This window comes from Ectobacillus panaciterrae DSM 19096 (assembly GCF_000430785.1).
Classification (GTDB): domain Bacteria; phylum Bacillota; class Bacilli; order Bacillales; family Bacillaceae_G; genus Ectobacillus; species Ectobacillus panaciterrae.
This window is the reverse complement of record NZ_AUMR01000018.1, coordinates 12759-34258: the sequence shown is the minus strand read 5'-3', so window position 1 is coordinate 34258 and position 21500 is coordinate 12759. Positions and strand designations below refer to the sequence as shown.

24 protein-coding genes are annotated in these 21500 nt (G+C 43.1%); 9 read left to right on the top strand and 15 right to left on the bottom strand.

From position 1 onward, the window contains the following. Positions 1-94: 94 nt before the first annotated feature. From H540_RS0106775 to tnpA, 6 genes are all read left to right on the top strand, one after another. Complete coding sequence (locus H540_RS0106775; protein ID WP_028399986.1) at positions 95-790, top strand: metallophosphoesterase family protein; 696 nt, start codon at positions 95-97, stop codon at positions 788-790. Positions 791-1077: 287 nt separating this feature from the next. Then, positions 1078-1806 (top strand): amino acid ABC transporter ATP-binding protein, encoded by a 729-nt coding sequence (locus H540_RS0106770; protein ID WP_028399985.1) that lies wholly within the window; start codon positions 1078-1080, stop codon positions 1804-1806. A gap of 15 nt (positions 1807-1821) precedes the next feature. Continuing rightward, on the top strand, positions 1822-2661 hold the full coding sequence (locus H540_RS0106765) for a transporter substrate-binding domain-containing protein (RefSeq protein ID WP_028399984.1): 840 nt from the start codon (positions 1822-1824) through the stop codon (positions 2659-2661). A gap of 64 nt (positions 2662-2725) precedes the next feature. Next, positions 2726-3379, top strand: a complete 654-nt coding sequence (locus tag H540_RS0106760) for an amino acid ABC transporter permease (RefSeq protein ID WP_028399983.1) — start codon at positions 2726-2728, stop codon at positions 3377-3379. Positions 3380-3392: 13 nt separating this feature from the next. Beyond that, a complete protein-coding gene (locus tag H540_RS29110) occupies positions 3393-4097 on the top strand; it encodes an amino acid ABC transporter permease (RefSeq protein WP_051317011.1) in 705 nt (234 codons plus the stop codon). Between the two features lie 227 nt (positions 4098-4324). Then, positions 4325-4663, top strand: coding sequence for an IS200/IS605 family transposase (gene tnpA / locus H540_RS0106750; protein WP_028399982.1), 339 nt, complete (start codon positions 4325-4327; stop codon positions 4661-4663). A gap of 156 nt (positions 4664-4819) precedes the next feature. Here tnpA and H540_RS31870 read toward each other — a convergent pair whose 3' ends face one another. Together H540_RS31870 and H540_RS34005 are read right to left on the bottom strand one after the other, a co-directional pair. Continuing rightward, entirely contained in the window at positions 4820-4987 is a 168-nt protein-coding gene (locus H540_RS31870) for a Fur-regulated basic protein FbpA (protein WP_081415043.1), read from the bottom strand. A 19-nt stretch (positions 4988-5006) separates the two neighbouring features. Continuing rightward, positions 5007-5147: a hypothetical protein gene (locus H540_RS34005; RefSeq protein ID WP_169729570.1), complete on the bottom strand. Its 141-nt coding sequence runs from the start codon at positions 5145-5147 to the stop codon at positions 5007-5009. 230 nt (positions 5148-5377) lie between these two features. On the opposite strand from H540_RS34005, the gene H540_RS0106735 reads away from it, so the two are divergent. Continuing rightward, positions 5378-5710: a MerR family transcriptional regulator gene (locus H540_RS0106735; protein ID WP_028399981.1), complete on the top strand. Its 333-nt coding sequence runs from the start codon at positions 5378-5380 to the stop codon at positions 5708-5710. A gap of 58 nt (positions 5711-5768) precedes the next feature. On the opposite strand, the gene H540_RS0106730 is transcribed toward H540_RS0106735, so the two are convergent. The 10 genes from H540_RS0106730 to H540_RS0106680 all read right to left on the bottom strand — a co-directional run bounded on the left by H540_RS0106730 (position 5769) and on the right by H540_RS0106680 (position 18538). Further along, the gene (locus H540_RS0106730) at positions 5769-6575 is read right to left on the bottom strand and encodes an alpha/beta fold hydrolase (RefSeq protein WP_028399980.1); all 807 of its coding nucleotides are present in this window, start codon (positions 6573-6575) and stop codon (positions 5769-5771) included. A 423-nt stretch (positions 6576-6998) separates the two neighbouring features. Next, entirely contained in the window at positions 6999-7667 is a 669-nt protein-coding gene (gene modB / locus H540_RS0106720) for a molybdate ABC transporter permease subunit (protein WP_028399979.1), read from the bottom strand. A 221-nt stretch (positions 7668-7888) separates the two neighbouring features. Beyond that, positions 7889-8371 carry a helical membrane plugin domain-containing protein gene (locus H540_RS0106715; RefSeq protein ID WP_028399978.1) on the bottom strand — a complete coding sequence of 161 codons (483 nt, stop codon included), beginning with the start codon at positions 8369-8371 and terminating at the stop codon, positions 7889-7891. Next, positions 8371-11319, bottom strand: coding sequence for a formate dehydrogenase subunit alpha (fdhF, locus tag H540_RS0106710; protein WP_028399977.1), 2949 nt, complete (start codon positions 11317-11319; stop codon positions 8371-8373). The genes H540_RS0106715 and fdhF overlap by 1 nt, the downstream gene beginning before the upstream one ends. A 374-nt stretch (positions 11320-11693) precedes the next feature. Then, the gene (mobB, locus tag H540_RS0106705; RefSeq protein ID WP_028399976.1) at positions 11694-12194 is read right to left on the bottom strand and encodes a molybdopterin-guanine dinucleotide biosynthesis protein B; all 501 of its coding nucleotides are present in this window, start codon (positions 12192-12194) and stop codon (positions 11694-11696) included. Next, positions 12185-13450, bottom strand: coding sequence for a molybdopterin molybdotransferase MoeA (locus tag H540_RS0106700; protein ID WP_028399975.1), 1266 nt, complete (start codon positions 13448-13450; stop codon positions 12185-12187). Before H540_RS0106700 ends, mobB begins: the two co-directional genes overlap by 10 nt. Positions 13451-13724: 274 nt before the next feature. Further along, positions 13725-14234, bottom strand: coding sequence for a MogA/MoaB family molybdenum cofactor biosynthesis protein (locus tag H540_RS0106695; RefSeq protein WP_028399974.1), 510 nt, complete (start codon positions 14232-14234; stop codon positions 13725-13727). 3 nt (positions 14235-14237) lie between these two features. After that, positions 14238-15260: a GTP 3',8-cyclase MoaA gene (gene moaA, locus H540_RS0106690; protein WP_028399973.1), complete on the bottom strand. Its 1023-nt coding sequence runs from the start codon at positions 15258-15260 to the stop codon at positions 14238-14240. Between the two features lie 234 nt (positions 15261-15494). Continuing rightward, a complete protein-coding gene (locus H540_RS29105) occupies positions 15495-16739 on the bottom strand; it encodes an extracellular catalytic domain type 1 short-chain-length polyhydroxyalkanoate depolymerase (protein ID WP_081415042.1) in 1245 nt (414 codons plus the stop codon). 746 nt (positions 16740-17485) lie between these two features. Continuing rightward, on the bottom strand, positions 17486-18538 hold the full coding sequence (locus tag H540_RS0106680) for a M42 family metallopeptidase (protein ID WP_028399972.1): 1053 nt from the start codon (positions 18536-18538) through the stop codon (positions 17486-17488). A gap of 307 nt (positions 18539-18845) precedes the next feature. Between H540_RS0106680 and H540_RS33000 the strand changes: the two genes are divergently transcribed. Both H540_RS33000 and H540_RS0106665 read left to right on the top strand, forming a co-directional pair. Further along, positions 18846-19013 (top strand): DUF3933 family protein, encoded by a 168-nt coding sequence (locus tag H540_RS33000; RefSeq protein WP_155890965.1) that lies wholly within the window; start codon positions 18846-18848, stop codon positions 19011-19013. Between the two features lie 370 nt (positions 19014-19383). After that, a complete protein-coding gene (locus H540_RS0106665) occupies positions 19384-19929 on the top strand; it encodes an HD domain-containing protein (RefSeq protein WP_028399971.1) in 546 nt (181 codons plus the stop codon). 445 nt (positions 19930-20374) lie between these two features. Here H540_RS0106665 and H540_RS0106655 read toward each other — a convergent pair whose 3' ends face one another. From H540_RS0106655 to H540_RS32995, 3 genes are all read right to left on the bottom strand, one after another. After that, positions 20375-20704 carry a hypothetical protein gene (locus tag H540_RS0106655; RefSeq protein ID WP_028399970.1) on the bottom strand — a complete coding sequence of 110 codons (330 nt, stop codon included), beginning with the start codon at positions 20702-20704 and terminating at the stop codon, positions 20375-20377. 137 nt (positions 20705-20841) lie between these two features. Then, positions 20842-21012 carry a copper homeostasis protein CutC gene (locus H540_RS31865; RefSeq protein ID WP_081415041.1) on the bottom strand — a complete coding sequence of 57 codons (171 nt, stop codon included), beginning with the start codon at positions 21010-21012 and terminating at the stop codon, positions 20842-20844. Next, on the bottom strand, positions 21012-21170 hold the full coding sequence (locus H540_RS32995) for an FbpB family small basic protein (RefSeq protein ID WP_155890964.1): 159 nt from the start codon (positions 21168-21170) through the stop codon (positions 21012-21014). Before H540_RS32995 ends, H540_RS31865 begins: the two co-directional genes overlap by 1 nt. Positions 21171-21500 lie beyond the last annotated feature (330 nt).

Here is a 21500-nt window from a genome sequence, read left to right as displayed (position 1 = left end):
CCCGGCTGAATGGATTTGCTGTGCAGTACATATTCTGCAACCGAATTCCTTTTGTAATGATAAAATGAAAAAAATGTTAGAAGGAGTTTATTTAATGCGCACCTTTTTTATAAGCGATATTCACGGACATTATCACGCCTTGATACAACTGTTGGAACATGTGAACTGGAGCCCCCTTAATGACCGGCTCATTATCGGAGGCGATTTGATTAATCGGGGACCAGACAGTGCCAAAGTGCTGGAATTCGCCCGGCATTTGAGCGTACAACACCCGCAAAACGTGCACGTTCTTTGCGGCAATCATGAGGAGATGATGATATGGTATTTCTACAATAAATCTCCCATGTGGCTGCAGCACGGCGGACTGGAAACGCTGCTCAGCTTCAAAAAACAATATGGGGAGGGATGGGCTGCTGCAGAAGAGTTTATACACTGGCTTGAAACGCTTCCTCTCACATATGAAGATGAGCATGCCGTGTATACGCACGCCGGCATTCATGCCGATTCTCTTCTTTTTGAACAGCCGCGCGATATATTATGGCTTACAATACGTGACGTGAAATTACAAAGCCGAACTGAACTCTCCAAACGCAGCGGCGGCAAGCCCATTTTCCGCGGACACAGCCCTGTACGTGAAGTGACAGCCGACGGAGCCTATATTCATTGTGATTTAGGAATGGGAGTTCTTCCTCCTGAACATAGTGCCCTCGCTCTTGTAGATGTAAAAGAGCATGTATATTGGCGCTGCCAGCTGAATGGAACCATTACAAAACATGCAATCAAAAGCTAGTGCTCAAATGAAGATCACTGGCTTTTCATGTTTACAATAAACAAAACGATACACTCCTTCCCTCTTATAATTTCATCCATGAAATCTTGTTTCATCAATATTTCTGTAAAATATAATTCTGCAATTACAAGACATATATTCTAAATTATTAGAAAATAAAAAATATTAAGTTGACTTAACATTACAGGAACGCATATAATTTTTTGTAGAAATATGGAATTATTACATAATTTTACGTAAAACATGCAGCAATAGAAAAAGTCCATTTCCACTAAGGAGGAATTTGTCTGATTGCCTTCAAGGATGTTAACAAGTATTACGGTCATTTTCATGTTTTGAAAAATATTAATCTGCAAATTAAAAAAGGCGAAGTTGTCGTTATTATCGGTCCTTCCGGCTCTGGGAAAAGCACGCTTCTTCGCTGTATGAATTATTTAGAAACAATCACAGACGGTGAGCTCATCGTAAATGATGTGAGAGTAAACGACAAAAAAACGGATATTAACAAGCTGCGCCGCAATATCGGCATGGTATTTCAACACTTTAACCTCTATCCGCACAGAACCGTTCTCGAGAATATTACGCTGGCGCCGATGAAGGCGCTTCAAGTTTCGAAATCGGAAGCGACTCAAACAGCCATGTTTTATTTGGACAAAGTAGGCATTGCCGATAAGGCTGATTCCTACCCTTCCCAATTGTCCGGCGGTCAGCAGCAGCGCGTGGCCATTGCGCGCGGTCTGGCGATGAAGCCGCAATTGATGCTGTTCGATGAACCTACTTCCGCATTGGATCCTGAAATGATCGGGGAAGTGTTGGATGTTATGAAAACATTGACGCAGGATGGCATGACGATGGTTGTCGTGACGCATGAAATGGGGTTTGCGCGCGAAGTAGCCGATCGTATTTTATTTATGGATGAAGGACGCATTGTAGAAGAAGCAACTCCGGCTGAGTTTTTTGCGAATCCGCGCGAAGAGCGCGCCCGCCAATTTCTCAGCCGTGTATTAAACCACTAAATGAGGGGGCTGACCATGTTAAAGCTAAAGAATTTTTTCTTATTCACCATTCTTTCCTGCCTGTTGATCGCACTTGTTGGTTGCGGCAGTGCGAAGGAAACATCGAAAGAGACTGCAAAAGAAACATCCGGCGAACCTAAAAATGCGCTCGAGCAAATAAAAAAACGGGGCAAGCTTGTTGTCGGGGTTAAGTATGATACGAATCTTTTCGGCTTAAAGAATCCGTCCACTGGAAAAGTAGAAGGATTTGATATCGATATCGCAAAAGCTCTGGCAAAAGAAATTTTGGGCGATGAAAGTAAAGTCGAGCTCAAGGAAGTAACATCCAAAACGCGTATTCCGATGCTGAAAAACGGTGATATCGATATGATTGTTGCTACCATGACAATTACGGAAGAGCGCAAACAAGAAGTAGACTTCTCTGATGTTTACTTTAAAGCGGGGCAGGCCCTTCTTGTAAAGAAAGGCAGCAAAATCAAAGGAGTTAACGATATTAAAAAAGGCACAAAAGTTCTTGCTGTAAAAGGTTCCACATCTGCTCAAAATATCCGTCAGAAAGCGCCTGAAGCAACAGTGCTTGAATTCGAGAACTACAGTGAAGCATTTCAAGCTTTAAAAGCAGGTCAAGGTGACGCTTTAACTACGGACAACTCTATTCTCTTAGGTATGCAAAAGCAAGATCCGAACTATGTAATTGCAGGTGATATCTTTACGGACGAGCCATACGGCATCGCTGTGAAAAAAGGTGAAACTGAGCTTCAAAAAGCGGTCAACGATTTCTTGAAGAAATATAATACGAGCGGTCAGTACGACAAGCTGTATGAAAAATGGATGGGTGAAAAGCCGAAAAAATAGCACTGTGCAAACAGGATGATTAGCTCATCCTGTTTGCTTTCATGTTCAGAAAGGAGCGGCAGCCATGTTCGATTTCTCCATTTTAACAGAAAACATAGATATGTACTTAATGGGCTTTAAGAATACAGTGATTGCAAGCCTCATCGCTTTAGGAGGCAGCTTCGCGATTGGAACAATCATAGCAGTCATGCGAATTGCGCCTTCCCGCCCGTTAAACTGGATTGGTACGGCATATGTTGAATTCATTCGAAATATTCCTCTTATTCTCATTACGTTTATCTTTTACTTCGGATTGCCCACTTTAAATATTCGTTTGGATGGTTTCGTTGCCGGGACAATCGGCTTGGCTGTATATACGGCTGCATTTATCGCGGAAGCCGTCCGTGCCGGTATTCAATCTGTTTCGAGCGGTCAAATGGAAGCCGCACGTTCATCGGGTCTCACCTACGTACAAGCGATGTATTACGTCATTTTGCCCCAAGCTGTCAAAATCGTAATTCCGCCGCTTGGCAATCAATTTATCAATCTTGTAAAAAACTCTTCTATACTTGGTGTAGTTGCCGGACTCGACTTAATGTATTTTGGCGACTTAGTTGCATCTAAAACATTCGTTACATTTGATGTGTATATTTTCGTTGCGATTTTCTATCTCGTTTTGACAGTACCGTTAAGTCTCAGCGTCGGCTATTTAGAAAAACGTCTGGCAAGAAGCTACTAAAGGAGGGAACGTCTTGGATTTTGCAGGTGCTTATACAGGAGATCACGTCAAATTTTTGCTAGAAGGCTTTCTCGTTACATTGCAAGTAGCTTTCATTTCCATTATTTTAAGCTTCTTGATCGGCAGCGTAATCGGGATTTTGCGGTACGCAAAAATACCGGTTCTTTCTCAGGTGCTGATGCTGCTGGTGGAAACAATCCGAAATTTACCGCTTCTTCTTATCATCTTCTTTACGTATTTCGCGCTTCCGGAAATGGGCATGAAGCTGGAAATTAAAACAGCCGCCATCACAGCCCTTACTATTTTTGAAGCAGCTATGCTTTCTGAAATCGTTCGAAGCGGTCTTCTTTCCATTGAAAAAGGTCAAATCGAAGCTGCTCGTTCATCGGGACTCACTTATTTACAAACACTGCAGTATGTCATCTTGCCGCAAGCGCTCCGCCGCATGGTTCCGCCGATTGTGAGTCAATTCATTTCCTTGCTCAAGGATACGTCATTGGCTGTTATCATCGCGCTTCCGGAGCTTACACACAATGCGCAAATTATTAACGGACAGAATATAAACTATACGATTCCGACCTTCCTGCTCATCGCTGTCATGTATTTTGTTGTAAATTTCGGTTTATCTCTTGCAGCCAGAGGATTGGAAGCAAAGCAGGCTTCCGGTAAAAAGAAGACTGAAATACAAAAGCTCAAAACGCAAAGCTTACAAGCGTAGTGAACTACCACGAACCTAAAGGTATCGTGGCTTCTGAAAAGAAGCTACATAGTCTTTAGTTTCGTCCCTTCGGGGTAAGTTCACCAGACTCAGTTAGGAGAAATCCCAGCTACGTTCATGAGGTCATGACACCTTCGGTTGACGCACCAGACCGTTGCTCTGTCGTCCATGTTTAAGTAGGGCTGAGGCAAGGCTCGGTGACATGGATGTAAAAAGCCTTTTTAACTTTGTCGAGGTATCGAAAAAAGTTGTTGATTCAACTTGGAAATGATGTGAAACAACTCATGCACGATATAGCCAATAGATACTATTTTAGAATAGTCGAAATAGAAGTAGCTAAGGATCCTATCCATTTGCTTATTCATTATGAACCTAAGATGAGTATTCTTGAAATCGTAAGACTACGCAAGCAAATGACTACGTTTCACATTTGGAAACAACATGAAACGTATCTTTCCAAACATTTTTGGAAGGAACGAACCTTTTGGAGTGACGGATGTTTCGCTTGTTCCATTGGAAATGTCAGCAAAGAAACGATTCAAACATACATGCAAGAACAAGGATGAAAACCGTGGGCTTACATCCACGAACCTAAAGGTATCGTGGTTTTACGCCCACAAGTATACAAAGTCGAGACAGCCCGAATGCCGGGCTGTCTCGACTTTGTATACTTGCTTATCTTTTGAAAAAGCATTGTCTATTCGTTAGACAATGCTTTCGCTTTACAATCTATGTTGAATGCGTTGATAGGATTCGTATACTTGCTCCAGCTCACTTAACGTCTTTTCATACAAATGCCCATCTGCTGCTTTATAAACCCCTGCTTCAAGCAGCTTCTCAATATAAAATTGTTTTTGCCTTTCAATAATTTTCCTCAACAAATTTGCCACCGCACATACCCCTTTCTCATTAGCGGTTTTGTATTGCCCTTAATAAATCAAAAGCATGATTGCCGGCCAACACTATCAGTTCTTCCAATAACTCGTCACGAAGTAAATCCAGCTCAATAATTTTTTCTGCCAGCTGTATAGATTCATGATTGATCTTCATCTCTTTCCCTCCCCTTTTACAAAAGAATAATCTCCTGTATTAATCCGTATATTCATTTTTATACTCCTATTGTATGAAAGTTCTATACGATTCTCTTCACTTACGTCAGATAATCTCACACGTTTTTTATTAATCTCATATTCTTTGTAAGAAAATCTTACAAAGAGGTCGCATATAAGTGATAATTTACGTATAGTAGTACATATATGGAGAGCGAGGAGTGAAACTCATTGTCAGCAAAGGATGAATCCTATAAGCATAAAAAGGTCATCTCCATTGGTACTGTGAGCGAGATAACGGGCTTAACAGAAAGACAAATCCGATATTATGAAGAACGGAAACTTATTTTTCCGGAACGGACACAGAAGGGAACGAGAAAATATTCTTTTAATGATATCGAACAGCTGATGGAAATCGTTGAAAAGATGGAGGATGGCGTACAAACGTTTGAAATTCGTCAGGAAATGCTGAAGAAGGAGAAGAAAATCGACGAGAAAAAGATACGGGATGAGATGATTCGAGGACAGCTGAATGCAAGATTCGGGGTTCATAAATCCCCTTAGCTTTCTTCTGGTGCAAGAAAAAAAGCGCCGCTCTGCCTTAGCAGCGCTTAAAAATGTATTAAGATAACGAGCGGATATAAGTATCTACAACTGCATTAAAATGATCCGCTTCTTCTAAAAACGGGCAATGGCAGCTGTTTTCAAAGATAACAAGCTGAGAATGGGGAATATGTTTCTTCAAATGTTCTCCTGCAGCAACAGGTATAAGCTTTTCTTCCCTGCCAAAGCAAAGCAAGGTCGGAACTGTAATTTTCGGAAGAAACTCCCTATAGTCCACTACAGACTGGTCAAACAGGATCGCGCTCGCAACTGATTCCGACAGCCTTGTTACCTCTTCCATCATCCAGGAAAAATCCTGTTCTGACAGCGGTTCTTTAAACATAAGAGGAACAAACCCTTGTAAAAAACCAGCTCGATTTGTTTGTACTTCTCTCATAATATGAACGAGGGCAGAAAAGTCAAAAGCGCCAATAGGAAAATCAGGCCACTTAAAATCTGAAGCTAACTCATCTACAATGACAGAGGCTTTTATATTTTCTTCTCCAAACTGCTGGAGATATTCCCATACAACGAAGGCACCCATAGACCAGCCGACCAACACCACATCTTTTAGCCCGAGCCTATTTACAAACTCATGCAAATCTTGAGCATAGCCTACAATTGTGTGACCATCCTGCACATGAGAAGATTGCCCGTGTCCTCGGAAGTCTAGTAAAATCGTTCGGTAGTTCTCGCGAAAATAAGGAAGCTGCTTCGAGAAAAAACGGCTGCTCATCCACACGCCATGAAGAAAAATAACGGGAGTGCCTTCTCCTTCATCTTCATAGTAAAGTTTTACACCCTCATCGAGTTTCATATACGGCATAGTTAGCCCCCCTTTCCTACTCCGAAAATATGCTTCTTTTTTGCTGTCTATTCAATACTTGAAAGAATTTTATATTCATAAGGAAGAAATAGAAAGAGCCCGAAATTTCAGTTTGCTTTTTAATATCCATTACATTCCCCTCCTTTTGGATGAAAACCAAAAAAGCCATGCGGGTATAAAAATACCCACATGGCTTCGCAACGCGGGTAAACAGGAATAGCCCTGCATGTACCCACGAAAATAAACGTGAGAACGCAGAGCTTAAAAATGATGATGTGCAGTTGTCATAAACTGAATTTTTTTCGCAATCATCGCAATCACCTTTGCATTAATATTGTGTACAAATTATCACACTACAAAGAAAATGGAAAATTTTTCATACTGAATGACGAAAAAGAATTTCGTAAAAACGCACTGCGTACTTCATCTGCTGAGCTTGCGATTCAAGACTTGCGTCAAAGACAGGAAGCCGACGGACAGCCCTACTATCGTCAGCACCCAAGCCCAGGCCAGATGCATATTCCCTGCATCGATTGCCATATAAATGGCCGTAGGCATCGTCTGTGTTTTTCCGGGAATATTTCCCGCAAACATCAATGTCGCGCCAAATTCGCCGAGCGCACGGACGAAGCTTAATAAAGCGCCGCTCAGCAACGATGGGAACGCTAGCGGCAGTGTCACATATAAAAATACCTGCAGTTCATTTGCTCCCAAATCACGAGCCCCGTCTTCTATGGCAGCGTTCGCCTGCAGAAACCCTGCTTTAGCCGACTGATACATAAGAGGAAACGCTACAACAGAGGATGCAATCACCGCAGCCCACCATGTAAACATGATGGACTGCTGGAACACGGACTCTATTGCCCAGCCTATGAAGCCGTTTCTCCCGAATGTTACAATCAGAAAAAAACCTACAACTGTAGGAGGCAGCACCATCGGACTTAGAAATAGGGTATCTATAAATACCTTGCCCCGAAATTCGGAGCGAGCCATAAGACGGCCGGCAATAGTCCCGAGCAAGATAACGATGAGCCCGGACATAGCGGCCACTTCAATTGATAATCGAATCGGTGTAAAGAAATGTTGATTCATATGCTGCACCTGCAAAATTCATATATTTTATATATGTAAACAACTGTTTACCTTTATACCTTTTTTCAACAAATACTTCATTTATTATACCTGATTTCCGGCTTATGTCATGAATTTTTCACCGCTTGTCAAGTTTCTCTTCATTTCTGATGCTTTCACTTTTTCTATATGTTCGACCGTTCGTTTTTCATTCTAGAGAACGGTCGAAGCTGTATTTGATGTTACTTCTCTTTCAGCCCTTCTCCAACACCTTTTAATAGATTCAGACCAAACCCGACTGCTCTGTTGATGTCGGGATCTTTCAGTGCTTTCATTATATCCAATATGCCTACCTTCGTATCTGCCTGCAGTCCCTCCTCCGCTTTTTGCAGGCCATTCGCTACGCTGCGCGTCAGCTTTTTTGTCATTTGCGGATCCAGCTCTGTCAGCACTCCGGCTGCTGCCACCGCATTATTGATAGCGTTTGTAACAGGCGGCCGCGTCATTTGTCCAACGGCAATTTTTGCGACATCCTCTTTCGCCTTAAGAAGGCTATTCAGTCCTTCTAATACACCGCTCTCATGCAATTCTTGCAAAAGCTGAATGGTTTCTCTGATCCCATCCGCATTTTGAGCCAAGTCTTGCACAACATGATCAAGAGATTGCTGCTGTTTCTCTTTTTCGCTCATTATAGGCTTAACAACATTTGTAATAGGCTTTGCCATTATTTCTTCCCTCCTGCTGCGTCCGCAATCGGTACGTAATCTGCTCTTTTCCATTTCCGTTCTACCTGCACGCCAAGCTGCGGATTGCGTACGGCATAGCGCGGATTGTACATCGGAAGCGGTCTCGTTCCCTTCTCTTCCAGCACTTCCATGCACACCTTCGTTTGTTTATATGCTGGTGTTTGCGTGCGAACGTCCACCGCATTTCCTGTCAGCATATTAATTGCATTTTCGTGACTGACGGAATGCATCGGCACATACAGTTCGTTTGCCTGCACGCGGTCTGTCACAACAGCACGAAGCTTAATTGCACCGTACGGCGAAGCGAGCCGCACTAAAGTACCGTCTTTTACGCCTCTTTCTTTCGCAAGTTCACGAGAAACTTCCACGAAGACATCCGGCACTTTATATTGAATTCCTTTTGATTTATTCGTCAAATTACCTTCATGGAAATGCTCCAATAACCGGCCGTTGTTTAAAATAAGATCGAATTCCTTCAGATACTCAACAGGCGGCACATATTCGACAAGGGAGAAACGCGCTTTGCCGTCAGGGAAATTGAAGCGCTCTGTGTAAAGAAGCGGTTCGTCCGTACCATTCTTTTGCACCGGCCAAATCAAGCTCTTCCATCCTTCCAGACGTTCATAGGAGACACCTGCAAATATCGGAGACAGGCTTGCGATTTCGTCCATGATTTCGCTCGGATGCGCATAATTCCAATCCGCCCCCATACGCTTGGCGATTTCTTGAATGATTTGCCAATCAGGCTTGGAATCTGCAAGCGGCTCGAATACCTCATACAAACGCTGAATGCGGCGCTCCGTATTTGTAAAAGTTCCGTCTTTCTCAAGAGATGGAGCGGCCGGAAGAATCACATCCGCAAATTGGGCCGTTTTTGTGAAGAATATATCTTGCACGACGAAGAAATCCAACTGACTCAGCGCTTCATGCACATGCGTTGCATTGGCATCAATCCATGCCATATCCTCACCCATAAGATACATCGCTTTTAACTCGCCTCTTAATACAGCCCTCAGCATATCGATATTTGTCATGCCCGGCTTATTCGAGATTATCACGCCATACGCTTTCTCAAAGCGAGCACGCGCTGCATCATCCGCGACCTTTTGGTTTCCCGGAAGCAAGTGAGGAAGACTTCCCATATCGCATGCACCTTGTACGTTATTGTGACCGCGAAGGGGATATGCTCCGGTCCCCGTACGGCCGTAGTTCCCTGTCACAAGGAGAAGGTTGGAAATAGCGGCGGACGTGTGAGAGCCTGCCACATTTTGCGTAACTCCCATTCCCCACAGCACGCACGTACTACCTGCTTCATGAATCATTTTTGCTGTTTGGATAAGCTGCTCTTTCGGAAGACCCGTCACCTCTTCTGCATATGTAAGCGGATACTTTTCTAATAGCTTCATATACTCCTCGAAGTCATTCACGCGAGCTCTAATAAATGCTTCATCGTGCCATCCTTGGTCTATTATATATTTGGCAACGGCGGTGAGCCAAACAAAATCCGTACCCTGCTTCGGATGCAGGAACAAATCCGAGCGCTCCGCCATTTCATGCTTGCGAAGATCGGAAACAACCAATTTTTGACCATGCAGTTTCTTGGCGCGCTTCACGCGCGTCGCCAGAACGGGATGACCTTCAGTAGGGTTCGCCCCCACGATTATTACAAGGTCTGCACTTTCAATATCTTGTATCGTACCAGAATCTCCGCCGTAGCCGACTGTAGAAAGCAGGGCGTCTGTGGCCGGAGATTGACAGTATCGGGAGCAGTTGTCGACATTGTTAGTTTCAAAGATTTGACGTGCCAGCTTTTGCATCAAATATGCTTCTTCGTTAGTAGTTTTAGAAGAGCTTACAAACCCAAGTGCATTGCTGCCGTATGTTTCCTTGATATATCCCATTTTTTCAGCAATCAACGTCAGCGCTTCATCCCAAGTCGCCGGAACGAACGCTTCTCCCTTTCGAACAAGGGGAGTCGTTAAGCGCTGATCGCTATTTACGAAATCCCAGCCGAATTTGCCTTTTATGCAGGTGGAAATGCTGTTAACAGGCGCATCTTCAGTCGGCTCAATCTTCAAGATATGACGTCCTTTCGTCCATACTTCGAAGGAGCAGCCTACACCGCAGAATGTACAGACTGTTTTCGTTTTTTTCGTGCGCGTATCACGCATTGCCGCCTCAACCTCGGAAACTGCAAAAATACCGCTGTATCCAGGTTCGACCTCTTTAACAAAGTTAATCATTGGATTCAGCAAATCCTTGTCGATGCCGCTCATGAATCCAGCTTCCCCAAGCATCGATTTTTCCATCAGCGCATTGCACGGACAAACCGTTACGCATTGTCCGCAGGATACACAAGAGGAATCATTGATTTTCGTATCTTTATCCCAAATGACGCGCGGCATGCTGCGCTCCCAATCAATCGTCAGCGTTTCGTTTACTTGCACGTCTTGACAAACCTCAACGCAGCGTCCACATAAAATACATTGATCGGGATCGTATCGATAAAACGGATGAGATGTATCCGTGTCATAACCCTTTTCGCGAAACGGGCGCGTTTGGTGCTCTACCTCTAGAAGCTCGGCTGTATTATGCACCCGGCAATTTCCGTTATTGTTATCGCACACCGTACAATACAGCATATGGTTTTCCAATATTCGATCCATAGCTTCCGTCTGGGCAGCCTTCGCTCTTTCTGAAGCAGTCCGGATACTCATTCCATTTTCTATGTATGTCGAACATGCTCTCATAATCTTACCGTCAATCTCACACATGCACGTATCACAAGTTTGCACAGGTCCCAGCGCAGGTGAGTAGCAAATATGCGGATGTTCAATTTCTTGCCCGAGCAGATAGTCTAAAATTCTCGTTCCCTGCTCTGTTTCATGCGTTGTTCCATTGATTTGAACACTCACTTTTTCCCTCAACACAGCTCCCCCTTTGATAAAGACGAAAAACCCCACCACAAAACAGCTGTAAAAGAATTTTACATAAACCGTTTCACGGTGGGGCGTTGCGAATACTTGTTATCTATCCTGCAGGAAGCACAGGATGCGAAAGCAATCTATGCGTTATCCTATATCAATGAACTTCTCTTTTCACAATATAAATATATCATATTTTGGGTAAATCTAGCTATATACTGTTTTTCCGGTATATGCTTTATATAAGTCCCCTTTGTTATTCCGACATATCTATCGTTTGCCACGTAGAACAAAGGGAAAACTCCCTTTTGGTTGCACATAGCACATGGAAATGTCGAAATTATCATTCACTCATATATAGACCAAACATTGCAGCCTTAATCATGCTTTCTTCCCTTTACATACTCCTCAATCCACAACAAATATGCTTCTTCATTTTGTACGAAAAATACATTTTCCCGATGTTCTATCGGAATCCATGATATAACCGCAATAACGTTAGTCAGTTCTTCTAATAGAACCGTATCTTCTTCGTTTCTGATGCATACGATTTTTTTGTACGGTTTTCTTTTGTATCCTTCTATGATAAGAATATCGACTCCAAGCTGTTTATATATATCAATCCAATTCCCATCTCCATTTACAGAGAGAAGAAACAGCCCTTCTCCCTCTACGCCGGCTGCTGCAGCTCCAGCCTCTAAATGCCGTGTTGAATCTTTTCCGCCCGGCATGTCCGGTGTTCCGCCATGACCATGATGTTTCAAGGCGCCGACCTTGTACCCTTTCTGGCTTAAACGGCGAATCACTTTCTCGGTCACTGTTGTTTTTCCGCTGTTTTGGTAACCGACAATCTGCAAAATAAACGGTTCTACTCCCATATCGCCATACCTTCTTGATCATCAAGCAATAATACATCCACGATGCTGCCAGCTTCCCAGCCTCTTGTACCGCCAGGCAAAACAGCAAGGCAATTCGCCCCGGCAAGCGAAGATACCATATTGGACTTGTCTCTTCCCGAAGGCTCGACATACGTGCGCCCTTCCGAAAAAGAAAGCTTGCTGCGAACATATCGGTTGAACGGATTTGCCTTTACAATATCTGTTTTGAGCATGGCTTGTATCTTTTGAAGATAAGGCTTATCCATGTTGAGCATCGTGCGGATGACAGGTCTGGCAAACAGTTCGAATCCGACATAGCATGCAGAAGGATTTCCGGAAAGGCCAAATAGCAGCTTATCCCCTGCCGTCGCTGCGGAAGTCACACTGCCGGGCCGCATCGCGATTTTATTGAACAGCAGCTTTGCCCCCAGCGCTTCATATGCTTTTGGAATGTAGTCGAAGTCTCCTACAGAAACGCCTCCTGTCGTCAGCACAAGATCTGTTTCCTTCATAGCCTTTTCCATAACTTGCACCGTGCTTTCAAATGTGTCTCCCACTTTCCCGAAGTACACAGGTTCCGCACCGCTTCGAATCACTTGCGCCTGCAGCATATAAGCGTTGCTGTTGCGGATTTTTCCCGGCTGCAGCTCCTCTCCCAGATTTAGCAGCTCATTTCCTGTCGCGATGATTCCGACTCGCGGCTTTTTGCAAACAGGCACAGTTTCATATCCGAATGTAGCAAGCAAAGCAGCAACGCCCGCATTGATGAATGTGCCCTTATGTACAAGAAGCTGCCCTTCTTTCATATCCTCGCCGATTTGACTCACGTTTTCCCCGTCCTTTAAGCGCCGCTTAATCCGGACATATGTTTTGCCTTCTCGTACCTCTTCCAGCGTCAGCTCCCGCATGATGATAGCAGTTGCACCTTTTGGCACAGCGGCACCTGTCATGATTTTTACAGCTTGATTGATTTCTACCGTTCCTTCCCATACATCTCCGGCACCGATTGTCCCCAATACCTCAAGCCAAATCGGACTGTTTTCTCCTGCAGCTTTTGTCGCTTCAGCATTTACCGCGTAACCATCATAAGGCGAACGAAGAAACCATGGTACAGGATGAGGCGCATACATATCCTTGGCAAGCACTCTCCCTGCGCTTTCTTCGAGCGTTACCATTTCTTCCTTTGTAATCTGCTGCACTTCCATTCCCCTTTTGACAGCTTCTTCAACAGGGATAGGCTTACGAAACAATGTCATAGAAGATTCCCCTTTCAAGTTGTTTATTCACAATCCTTATACAATATAAAATAGCGCTTCTATTTGAAATTTGAAAATATTATATCATAAAGCGATAACAAACTCTTATTATCAACGAGGCGGACATAATGATTATAAAGAATAAAAAGAAAGTATTAAATCAGGAGTTTTATATTCTCTCATGAATTTTTTGTGTACATTTGTTCTGCCTTATTAGTGCTCGCAAAAACAGCCTCTCTAGAATATGAAAGAGCGGCTGTTTTCATATTTTATTTCATTGGCGGTTCAATTCCCATACAACGTGTCTGAGCTCAGGAAGAATGAGCTTCGTCATAGCCAAACGGACTGCTCCGCTTGAACCCGGTGTAGAAAACACCGCTTTATTTCCGATTGTTCCTGCAATTGCTCTGCTTAAAATCGCAGCGCTTCCGATATCTTCCGTATAACTCAACATGCGGAACAATTCCCCGAACCCGACAATTTCTTTATCAATTAATTCCTTCACAGCTTCAATGGTCACATCTCTTTTTGTAATACCCGTTCCGCCGTTTGTCAGCACTACGTCTACATCCGAGCGGTCACACCCTGATACAATGGCTTCTTGAATGGACGCTTGGTCGTCTTTTACGATTTCATACGAAGTTACTTCATAACCGTGCTCCTCTAAAAGCGAAATCATAAGCGCTCCGCTTTTATCCGTTTCCTTTGTGCGCGTATCAGAAATTGTTACAACCTTACAGCGCACATGCTGCTTCGCTTTTTGCTTATGCTCTTGGACACTCATATTTTATCCTCCGATATATGACATTTCGATGCGCTCTTTCTGTTTTCCGCTTTCGTAGAATTGAGAACGCAATTCGGAATAGCGGTCATCCCGTTTATTCCAAGTTGAATCAATCACTGATAAAATTTCATCGTCTGCGGCATGAGAACGAACAAGCTCCCGAAACGGAACGCCTTTTCCAGCAAACAAACATGTATACAAACGGCCATCGGCTGATAAACGCGCTCTTGTACAAGATGAGCAAAATGCGGCGGAAACGGAGGAAATAAAACCGATTTCCGTATCCGTTCCGGCATACCGATAGCGCTTTGCCACCTCTCCGAAATAATTCGGGTCCACCGGCTCAAGCGGCATCTCACGATGAATAGCAGCGTGAATTTCTTTACTCGTGACAACCTCATCCATTTTCCAGCCGTTTGTCGCACCTACATCCATGAACTCGATAAAGCGGAGTGTAATCCCCTTTTCCCGGAAGACACGCGCCATCGGCAAAATCTCCGTATCATTCATGCCTTTCTTCACTACCATATTCACTTTAACAGTCAGTCCGCTTTCTTTTGCTGCATCAATACCGGACAAAACAGACTCGGAGCGCACATTCACACCGTTCATTTTCGTAAAAATCTCATTATCGAGAGCATCTAAGCTTACATTCACGCGATGAACGCCCGCCTCCTTCAATATCGGCGCAAATTTACGCAGCAGCAACCCATTCGTAGTTACGGACAAATCTTTCAGTCCGTCAATCTGCGAAAGCATGGATACCAAGACAGGGAAATTCTTGCGCAGCAGTGGCTCACCACCCGTTAAACGGATTTTCTCCACGCCGCGATTCACAAACAAACGCGCTAATCGTACAATCTCCTCAAACGTCAATAGCTCTTCTCTTGGCATAAAGCTGTAATCCGGTCCGAATATATCGCTCGGCATACAGTATACACACCGAAAGTTGCAGCGATCGGTGACAGAAATGCGCAAATCCCGGAGCGGACGGCTGTATGCATCCTGGAGTTTGATTTCATTCATGCTGCGTACCCCTTCCTTGTAAAGAGCTAAAAAATTCCTTTAACTCTTCTTGCAATCTCTCTTTATGATAATACCAGCTCCAGCCCATGTAAACGATTTGATGCAGCGAGACTCGCTTTCATACAAAATATCTTTATTTTCCCTATTTATATTAAAAAAATGACTATCATCAAGATATGCAGTTCATCACATTACAAAAAGCATAGTCACAAATACTTTCGCAATCCTTTGTGACTATGCTATGGAAGAACCGCAGCCGCTTGCATTGATGTTATATGCTTCTGTTTTTATGCTTTCTTGATTGCCTGCTGAATCTATGCTGAAAAATTTCAGTGTAGCAGTAGTGCTGATGAGGATTGGCGCTGTATAACGAGTGGAATGAATTGTCGGGATACTCCCATCGGTTGTATAGTATGTAGCAGCTGATTCATTTACAGATAAAGTGACATTGACAGCACTTGCATAAGTACCTCCATCCGGTGCTGCAATTGTTACTGGAAGCGTTGCGCCTCTACTTTCATTCATTGGATGATGTTTAAAGAAATTCCAGATAATTTGCGTTGCATTCGGCCCCCTAGGATCGGTGTAAGACCCGCTGCTGCTTCCGCCCGACCAAGCATGCCCCATTCTATCAATCATATACTTCTCCATAATGGCTGCTCCACTACTGTCTTTATATACATAGCGCGTATAAGAGCGGCCTCCCGGTATAGATCCTGTAATGGTTTCATCTGCAACATCAGCAATGTTATTATTATCTTCACTGTCTAAAGCGCAATTATTCGTTTGAGCCCATTGAGAAATGACTTGATGAGCATTTACCGAATATACGGTGTAATCCGATGTTCCATGGAACACGATTACGGGTACCGCTCTTTTTGCGCTTCCCATAGCTGTATAAGCGGCATTTCCTTGCTGAACGGGATTCGGTCCTCCGCTATTCATTGCTGTATACGCGTTCGTTAAGCTCGTTGCCGCTTTATACTCCAGTCCTGCTCCCACTCCTATAGCAGCAAATATATCCGGATAAGTTGCCCCCATGATGACGCTCATGGCCGCACCAGCTGACAGACCGCTGACAAAAACGCGATTACTGTCGATAGAATACGTACTTTTCACTTGATTGACCATGCCGGCTATGAGAGCAGGCTCCCCGCTCCCTCGCGATTGATGCGCGGGAGCAAACCAGTTCCAGCATTTGTTTGAATTTGCAGAGGATGTCTGTTCCGGATACATGACAATGAAATTCTCCGTTTCCGCAAGGTTGTTCATTTGTGTTCCAGCGGCAAACTGATCTGGATCTTGCGTACATCCATGCAGCATCACAACTAACGGAACTGCACTTCCGGCTTGATAGCCGCTTGGTATATAAAGCTTATAATTTCTGCCGTTATAAGTTTCCGTTATAAAGCTGCCAGTTGCATTTACAGTCGGTAATAACCAAATGAAACTTGAGATAATAAAACCTGCAATAGTCAATTTTTATAATCTCCTCACGCTGTTTTATCTCCCCTGAATCTTGTAATGAGAAATTTGAAGGACAGATGTGTATGCGCTTTTTATAAAACGCTTTCAAATATGTAAGCACATACTCTCCTCCTTTACCTGAAATGTGCTTCTATTAAACTTACAAGCAAATTTCATTCCAATTTTTCACATTATAAATTCTCAGAAGGAGTCTTAACTGCTAAAGCAATATTTGTATATACTTACTGCTTTTATAAATATATTTATGATTTAAAGAAGTATGCGAAAGGATCCATATGTTTCCACATTTACGGAACTAACGTTGGTTTTTTTCCGGAAAAACGTAATTTTTCCGTCCTGACGGAAAGAGAAGATACAGCCCATGAGAAAAACCGTCCGATCCTTTTTAAATGAGCGTAGAGCGGTCTATATACAACTGAATAAAAAAACCGTTTTATAATGGGGAAAGAGCATCCGGCGGAGCATAGAAGCGGTCAAACCCTTTTCCTGCCCCATACAAGGGCAAACCATAGAGAGAAAGCGCGTGCAGGCTTTGGTTCTGTATAGCAGCGTTTCCTATGTCGAAATTATAAATCATTTATATATAGTATAGTAGCTCCCCTATGTCTTTTTACTAAGCACATAGGCTTGTGTTGCATACTGCGAACAGAAAGATAAAATGGAAAAAGCACGAAATTTTATAAATTCTGGTCTTTAAATAAAAAACGCCTCTTCCTAAAGAAGAAGCGTTACTCAGCTTATTCAATCATAGAAGATCGCAAATAATGCCACAACAAATGCGCTGTATGCTTCAAAGCGCTCACATGTGTACGTTCGAAAGCATGGGAAGCATCAATGCCTGGTCCGATCAATCCGTGCACGATATCATACCCTGCTCGAATCGCAGCGGAAGCATCGGAGCCGTAGAACGGATAAATATCGACTTTGTATCCGATATCGTTCGCTTTCGCCAGCTCCACCAAATGCTGACGCAGCTTATAATGATACGGTCCGCTGGAGTCTTTCGCACAAATAGATACAGTATATTCATCAGTCGCTTGACCGTCTCCAATCGCTCCCATATCGACAGCTAAATATTCCACTGTTTCCGCCGGAATGTTGGAGTTTCCGCCGTATCCGATTTCTTCGTTGTTGGAAATCAAAAAATGCGTCGTATACGGAAGCGTGATGTTTTCCTCTTTCATGACTTGAATAAGATGCATGAGAATCCCTACGCTTGCTTTATCATCCAAATGTCTGGATTTGACGAACCCGCTGTCTGAGACTTCGAATCTCGGTTCGAATGATACGAAATCCCCTACGGAGATGCCGAGCTTTTCTGCATCCTCTTTTGATTTAACAGTTTCATCGACGCGTACCTCAATATGATCATCATCTCGCTTAACTTCTTCGGCATTTTTGTATACATGAACGGATGTTTGATGGATCAAGATGGTCCCTGTGTAAGCTTTTCCGTCTGCCGTATGTATTTTGCAGTATTCCCCTTCCACGGAGTTCCAGCGAAAACCGCCCACCATCGTGAGCTTCAGGCGTCCATCCCCTTTGATTTCTTTGACCATTGCCCCCAATGTGTCCACATGGGCGGTCAACAGCCGGTGCTTTGTATCATCTTTTCCTTTAATAGTCGCAAGCAGCGCGCCTTTACGCGTAATTTCGTAAGACACTCCTAATTTCTCCATGAAAGATACCGCGTGAGAAATCACTTCCTCCGTATAACCGGAAGGGCTCGGAATGGATACGAGTTCTTTTATGTATTGTACGATTTGGTTTTCCTGAATCGGTATGCTCATGAATCCGCCTCCTTTTTTGTTCTAATCTTATCATATCATTGTTTTCTCCATCTCTTTTACGATATTATATTTTCGGAAGGATTTCATCTATATATAAGTGAATGATAATTTCGACATTTCCATGTGCTATGTGCAGCCAAAAGAGAATATTGCATGCTTCTTCTCTCTGGTTTACCCTTGCATGAAGCAAAGGTTTGACCACTTCTGCACGTCGCCGGATGATCTCTCCCCACTATCAAAAGACGGTTTTTTATTCACTTGTATATAAGTTGTATCTCTTGACTTAAAATATAAAGGAGTTCAAGCAATGGACAGATATGTAATCTGCAGAGTGGAAGAGGACGGGTATTTCATCTATTCCTACGCCCAAACATTTGAAGAAGCGGTCCAAAAAGCGGAAGAGTGCAGCATGAGAAGCGGCGACCGGTTTGTAGCGATTCCGGAAGAAAAGCTGAAGGAATACCGGATAAAGTAGTAAAAAATGAAAGAGACCCTCCAATTGAAAAGAGCGTCTCTTTTATTTTTTCTACTCATACCGGCTTTTTCTGTCTTACAAGCATCTTTCTTTTCTGAATTGTCCGCTTCATGATTTCTTCATATGCCCCCGACCCTAACACAACACCGAATATAATGAATACAAATCCAAGCAATTTTTCATTCTATAATTTACAATCCAAGTCATAAAATCTTCTCAATCACTTTACTAATAGAACGTCATGCAGTAAAATATTCAAAATATCAAATTCACAAAACGTGTATGTTCCGCTTATATTGAATAAAACAACCATCTTTATTGTGCTTTATGGTTTTTCAAGAACTGTAAGTAAAAAAAGGAGGCGGTCTTTATGCGCAATGTAACATTAGAACAAATTTTCCAACACCCGATTGCTCAAAAGTATGTAAAGCGGTCCGGTATGGTGCATGCCATCGCCGTGGCGTATCACGCCTTCCGCTTGGCGAAAAAGCACGGTATCCCAGTCGATTTGGCTGCTAAAGCCGGCTTCCTTCACGATATCGGACATTACACATGGTACCGCGACGGAAAATGGGATTATGAATTATATAAAAAGAATGATATTCACGCGATCAAAGGGGCAGAACGCGCGCATAAGCTGCTCATTCGTTTAGGAGAACATCCAAAAACCGCAAAAGAAATTTCTCTCGCGATTTTATTCCACACCGATTCTTTTTTACCTACTAAAACGATTGAACGCAACTCCCTCCAGCAGCTGATCAAGCTCGCGGACGAAATGGATGAAGAACCGGGCGGCCAGCATCATTACCGGGCGATTTCCTATGATAAAGCTTTAAAGGCAATGCAGCGTTTAGATAAGATGATTGACAACGAACTGCAGAATGTCTCCTCTGCGACCGAGAGAAAAGAAGGCTAGTGTTCCTAGCCTTCTTTAATCGTTCACATTGCCTGATCATTTATTGTCTTCCCTTTCGTTTCCTTCCCACACCTTCACTGCCTCATAAAACATCATTTTCCTATCCCTTCACGATTCACACTTCAATGGCTCTAAAGGCACCATCTTTTCAATATTTGTTGACTGCATTGATATAAAGAGAAGAAATTGATAAGTAAGGCATTCGGTTTGATGAAACGAAGCTTACGCGGTTGAAAATTAACTGTACTGGAAGGCGTAACGAAGGAACACCGCCATATTTCCAGGCGGTGTTCCTCTTTACCTATCAATTTTTATGAAAAAACGTGTCGCTGTACGCGTGAATAATCTCGATGATCTGATATCCCCAAAGAGTAATTGCCGTTAATGAGAAAAAACCGATGAAAATGAAACGTATCCACATGCTTGGTCTCCTCCTTATTATGGGCTAACTGTTCACGACATAACATGAAGAGGAGCAATGTGCATCATTTCCATCCTTTTTTCTTACAATAGCGGCTATATAACGAATCAAAAAAAGTACAGCAAGCGGAAGAGTCTGATGCTTTAAACCAGCGGTCTCCGGCGGTGACTGGACTTGTGTAGAAGCGGAATGAGAAGAATAATATAGAAGAACGCTGTCATGAGAGATCGCCTGGTGAATGCTCAGAAGGAACACAACAAAAGTCAGCATGTCCATCCAATCGTTCAAATGCAAGAAGCTAAACCAATCCAGCAAATACGGCAGCATCGGCATCTCCCCTTCCTTTTCAATCATTCTCCTAAAAGAGGGAAAAAAAGTCAAGTGTTATTTTTCCTGTATGCACGATGCTTATGTTTCCTGCGCAGAAGTTTACAAGGTTTCAGCTTTTTATCTGCATATATATTACGATTACACTTTATGTTGCTTTTATATCACGAAATGATGAAGCAGTCTGTCATTGTTTTCATATCATCTTCCTGATAATAAAAAAAGCGGCTGTGCGGACGAATCATGACATGAACCGGGATGACCAATTCACTGCATGCATACTCTATAAGTCCACAACTCGGAGCCAAACCGCCTTCCACGATGATACACGTCATCAAGCTCTGTTCAATGATGCGCGTCCCATATGCTTCGTTCTATTTTCGTGCCTCTCTTCAAGCCTCCTTTCAATTTTTTCCAATTCCAACTTATCCTTCATAATCTCTTGCTTGAATTTCTCCGTCAATCCTTTTAATGAACTTTTCATTTTTCTCATACTTGTTTTCCTCCTATGGTTTCTGAATTTGTTAAAGTATACTGTATCACTATGTACGATACATGCATGAAAACAAAAAGACCTTTACCGCGTGCGGCAAAGGTCTTGAACAAATAAAGCCTCTACCAACACAACAGGTAAAGGTCTCGCTAACAACCGTAAGTTGCCAACAAAGCCGAGAGCGTATGCTCTGTATTGACGACTTTGCTGTAAAAGCTACTCCCCTTTAGGAGTTATTGAATTTACAGCTTTATCATATGCAATGCGAAAATGGATGTCAATGAAATGATCTTACAAAACTACTGTCTTATGTTTTCTTTTTTGTCTATA

Coding starts and splice junctions, on each gene's coding strand:
- H540_RS0106760 (WP_028399983.1), top strand. CDS start 2,726: ATGTTCGATTTCTCCATTTTAACAGAAAACATAGATATGTACTTAATG.
- H540_RS0106715 (WP_028399978.1), bottom strand. CDS start 8,371: ATGGCAAAGCCTATTACAAATGTTGTTAAGCCTATAATGAGCGAAAAA.
- H540_RS0106775 (WP_028399986.1), top strand. CDS start 95: ATGCGCACCTTTTTTATAAGCGATATTCACGGACATTATCACGCCTTG.
- H540_RS33000 (WP_155890965.1), top strand. CDS start 18,846: ATGGACAGATATGTAATCTGCAGAGTGGAAGAGGACGGGTATTTCATC.
- modB (WP_028399979.1), bottom strand. CDS start 7,667: ATGAATCAACATTTCTTTACACCGATTCGATTATCAATTGAAGTGGCC.
- H540_RS0106765 (WP_028399984.1), top strand. CDS start 1,822: ATGTTAAAGCTAAAGAATTTTTTCTTATTCACCATTCTTTCCTGCCTG.
- H540_RS32995 (WP_155890964.1), bottom strand. CDS start 21,170: ATGAGAAAAATGAAAAGTTCATTAAAAGGATTGACGGAGAAATTCAAG.
- H540_RS0106655 (WP_028399970.1), bottom strand. CDS start 20,704: ATGATTGAAAAGGAAGGGGAGATGCCGATGCTGCCGTATTTGCTGGAT.
- H540_RS34005 (WP_169729570.1), bottom strand. CDS start 5,147: ATGAAGATCAATCATGAATCTATACAGCTGGCAGAAAAAATTATTGAG.
- H540_RS0106695 (WP_028399974.1), bottom strand. CDS start 14,234: ATGAGTGTCCAAGAGCATAAGCAAAAAGCGAAGCAGCATGTGCGCTGT.
- H540_RS0106730 (WP_028399980.1), bottom strand. CDS start 6,575: ATGCCGTATATGAAACTCGATGAGGGTGTAAAACTTTACTATGAAGAT.
- moaA (WP_028399973.1), bottom strand. CDS start 15,260: ATGAATGAAATCAAACTCCAGGATGCATACAGCCGTCCGCTCCGGGAT.
- H540_RS0106700 (WP_028399975.1), bottom strand. CDS start 13,450: ATGACATTGTTTCGTAAGCCTATCCCTGTTGAAGAAGCTGTCAAAAGG.
- mobB (WP_028399976.1), bottom strand. CDS start 12,194: ATGGGAGTAGAACCGTTTATTTTGCAGATTGTCGGTTACCAAAACAGC.
- H540_RS0106680 (WP_028399972.1), bottom strand. CDS start 18,538: ATGAGCATACCGATTCAGGAAAACCAAATCGTACAATACATAAAAGAA.
- H540_RS0106665 (WP_028399971.1), top strand. CDS start 19,384: ATGCGCAATGTAACATTAGAACAAATTTTCCAACACCCGATTGCTCAA.
- H540_RS31865 (WP_081415041.1), bottom strand. CDS start 21,012: ATGACGTGTATCATCGTGGAAGGCGGTTTGGCTCCGAGTTGTGGACTT.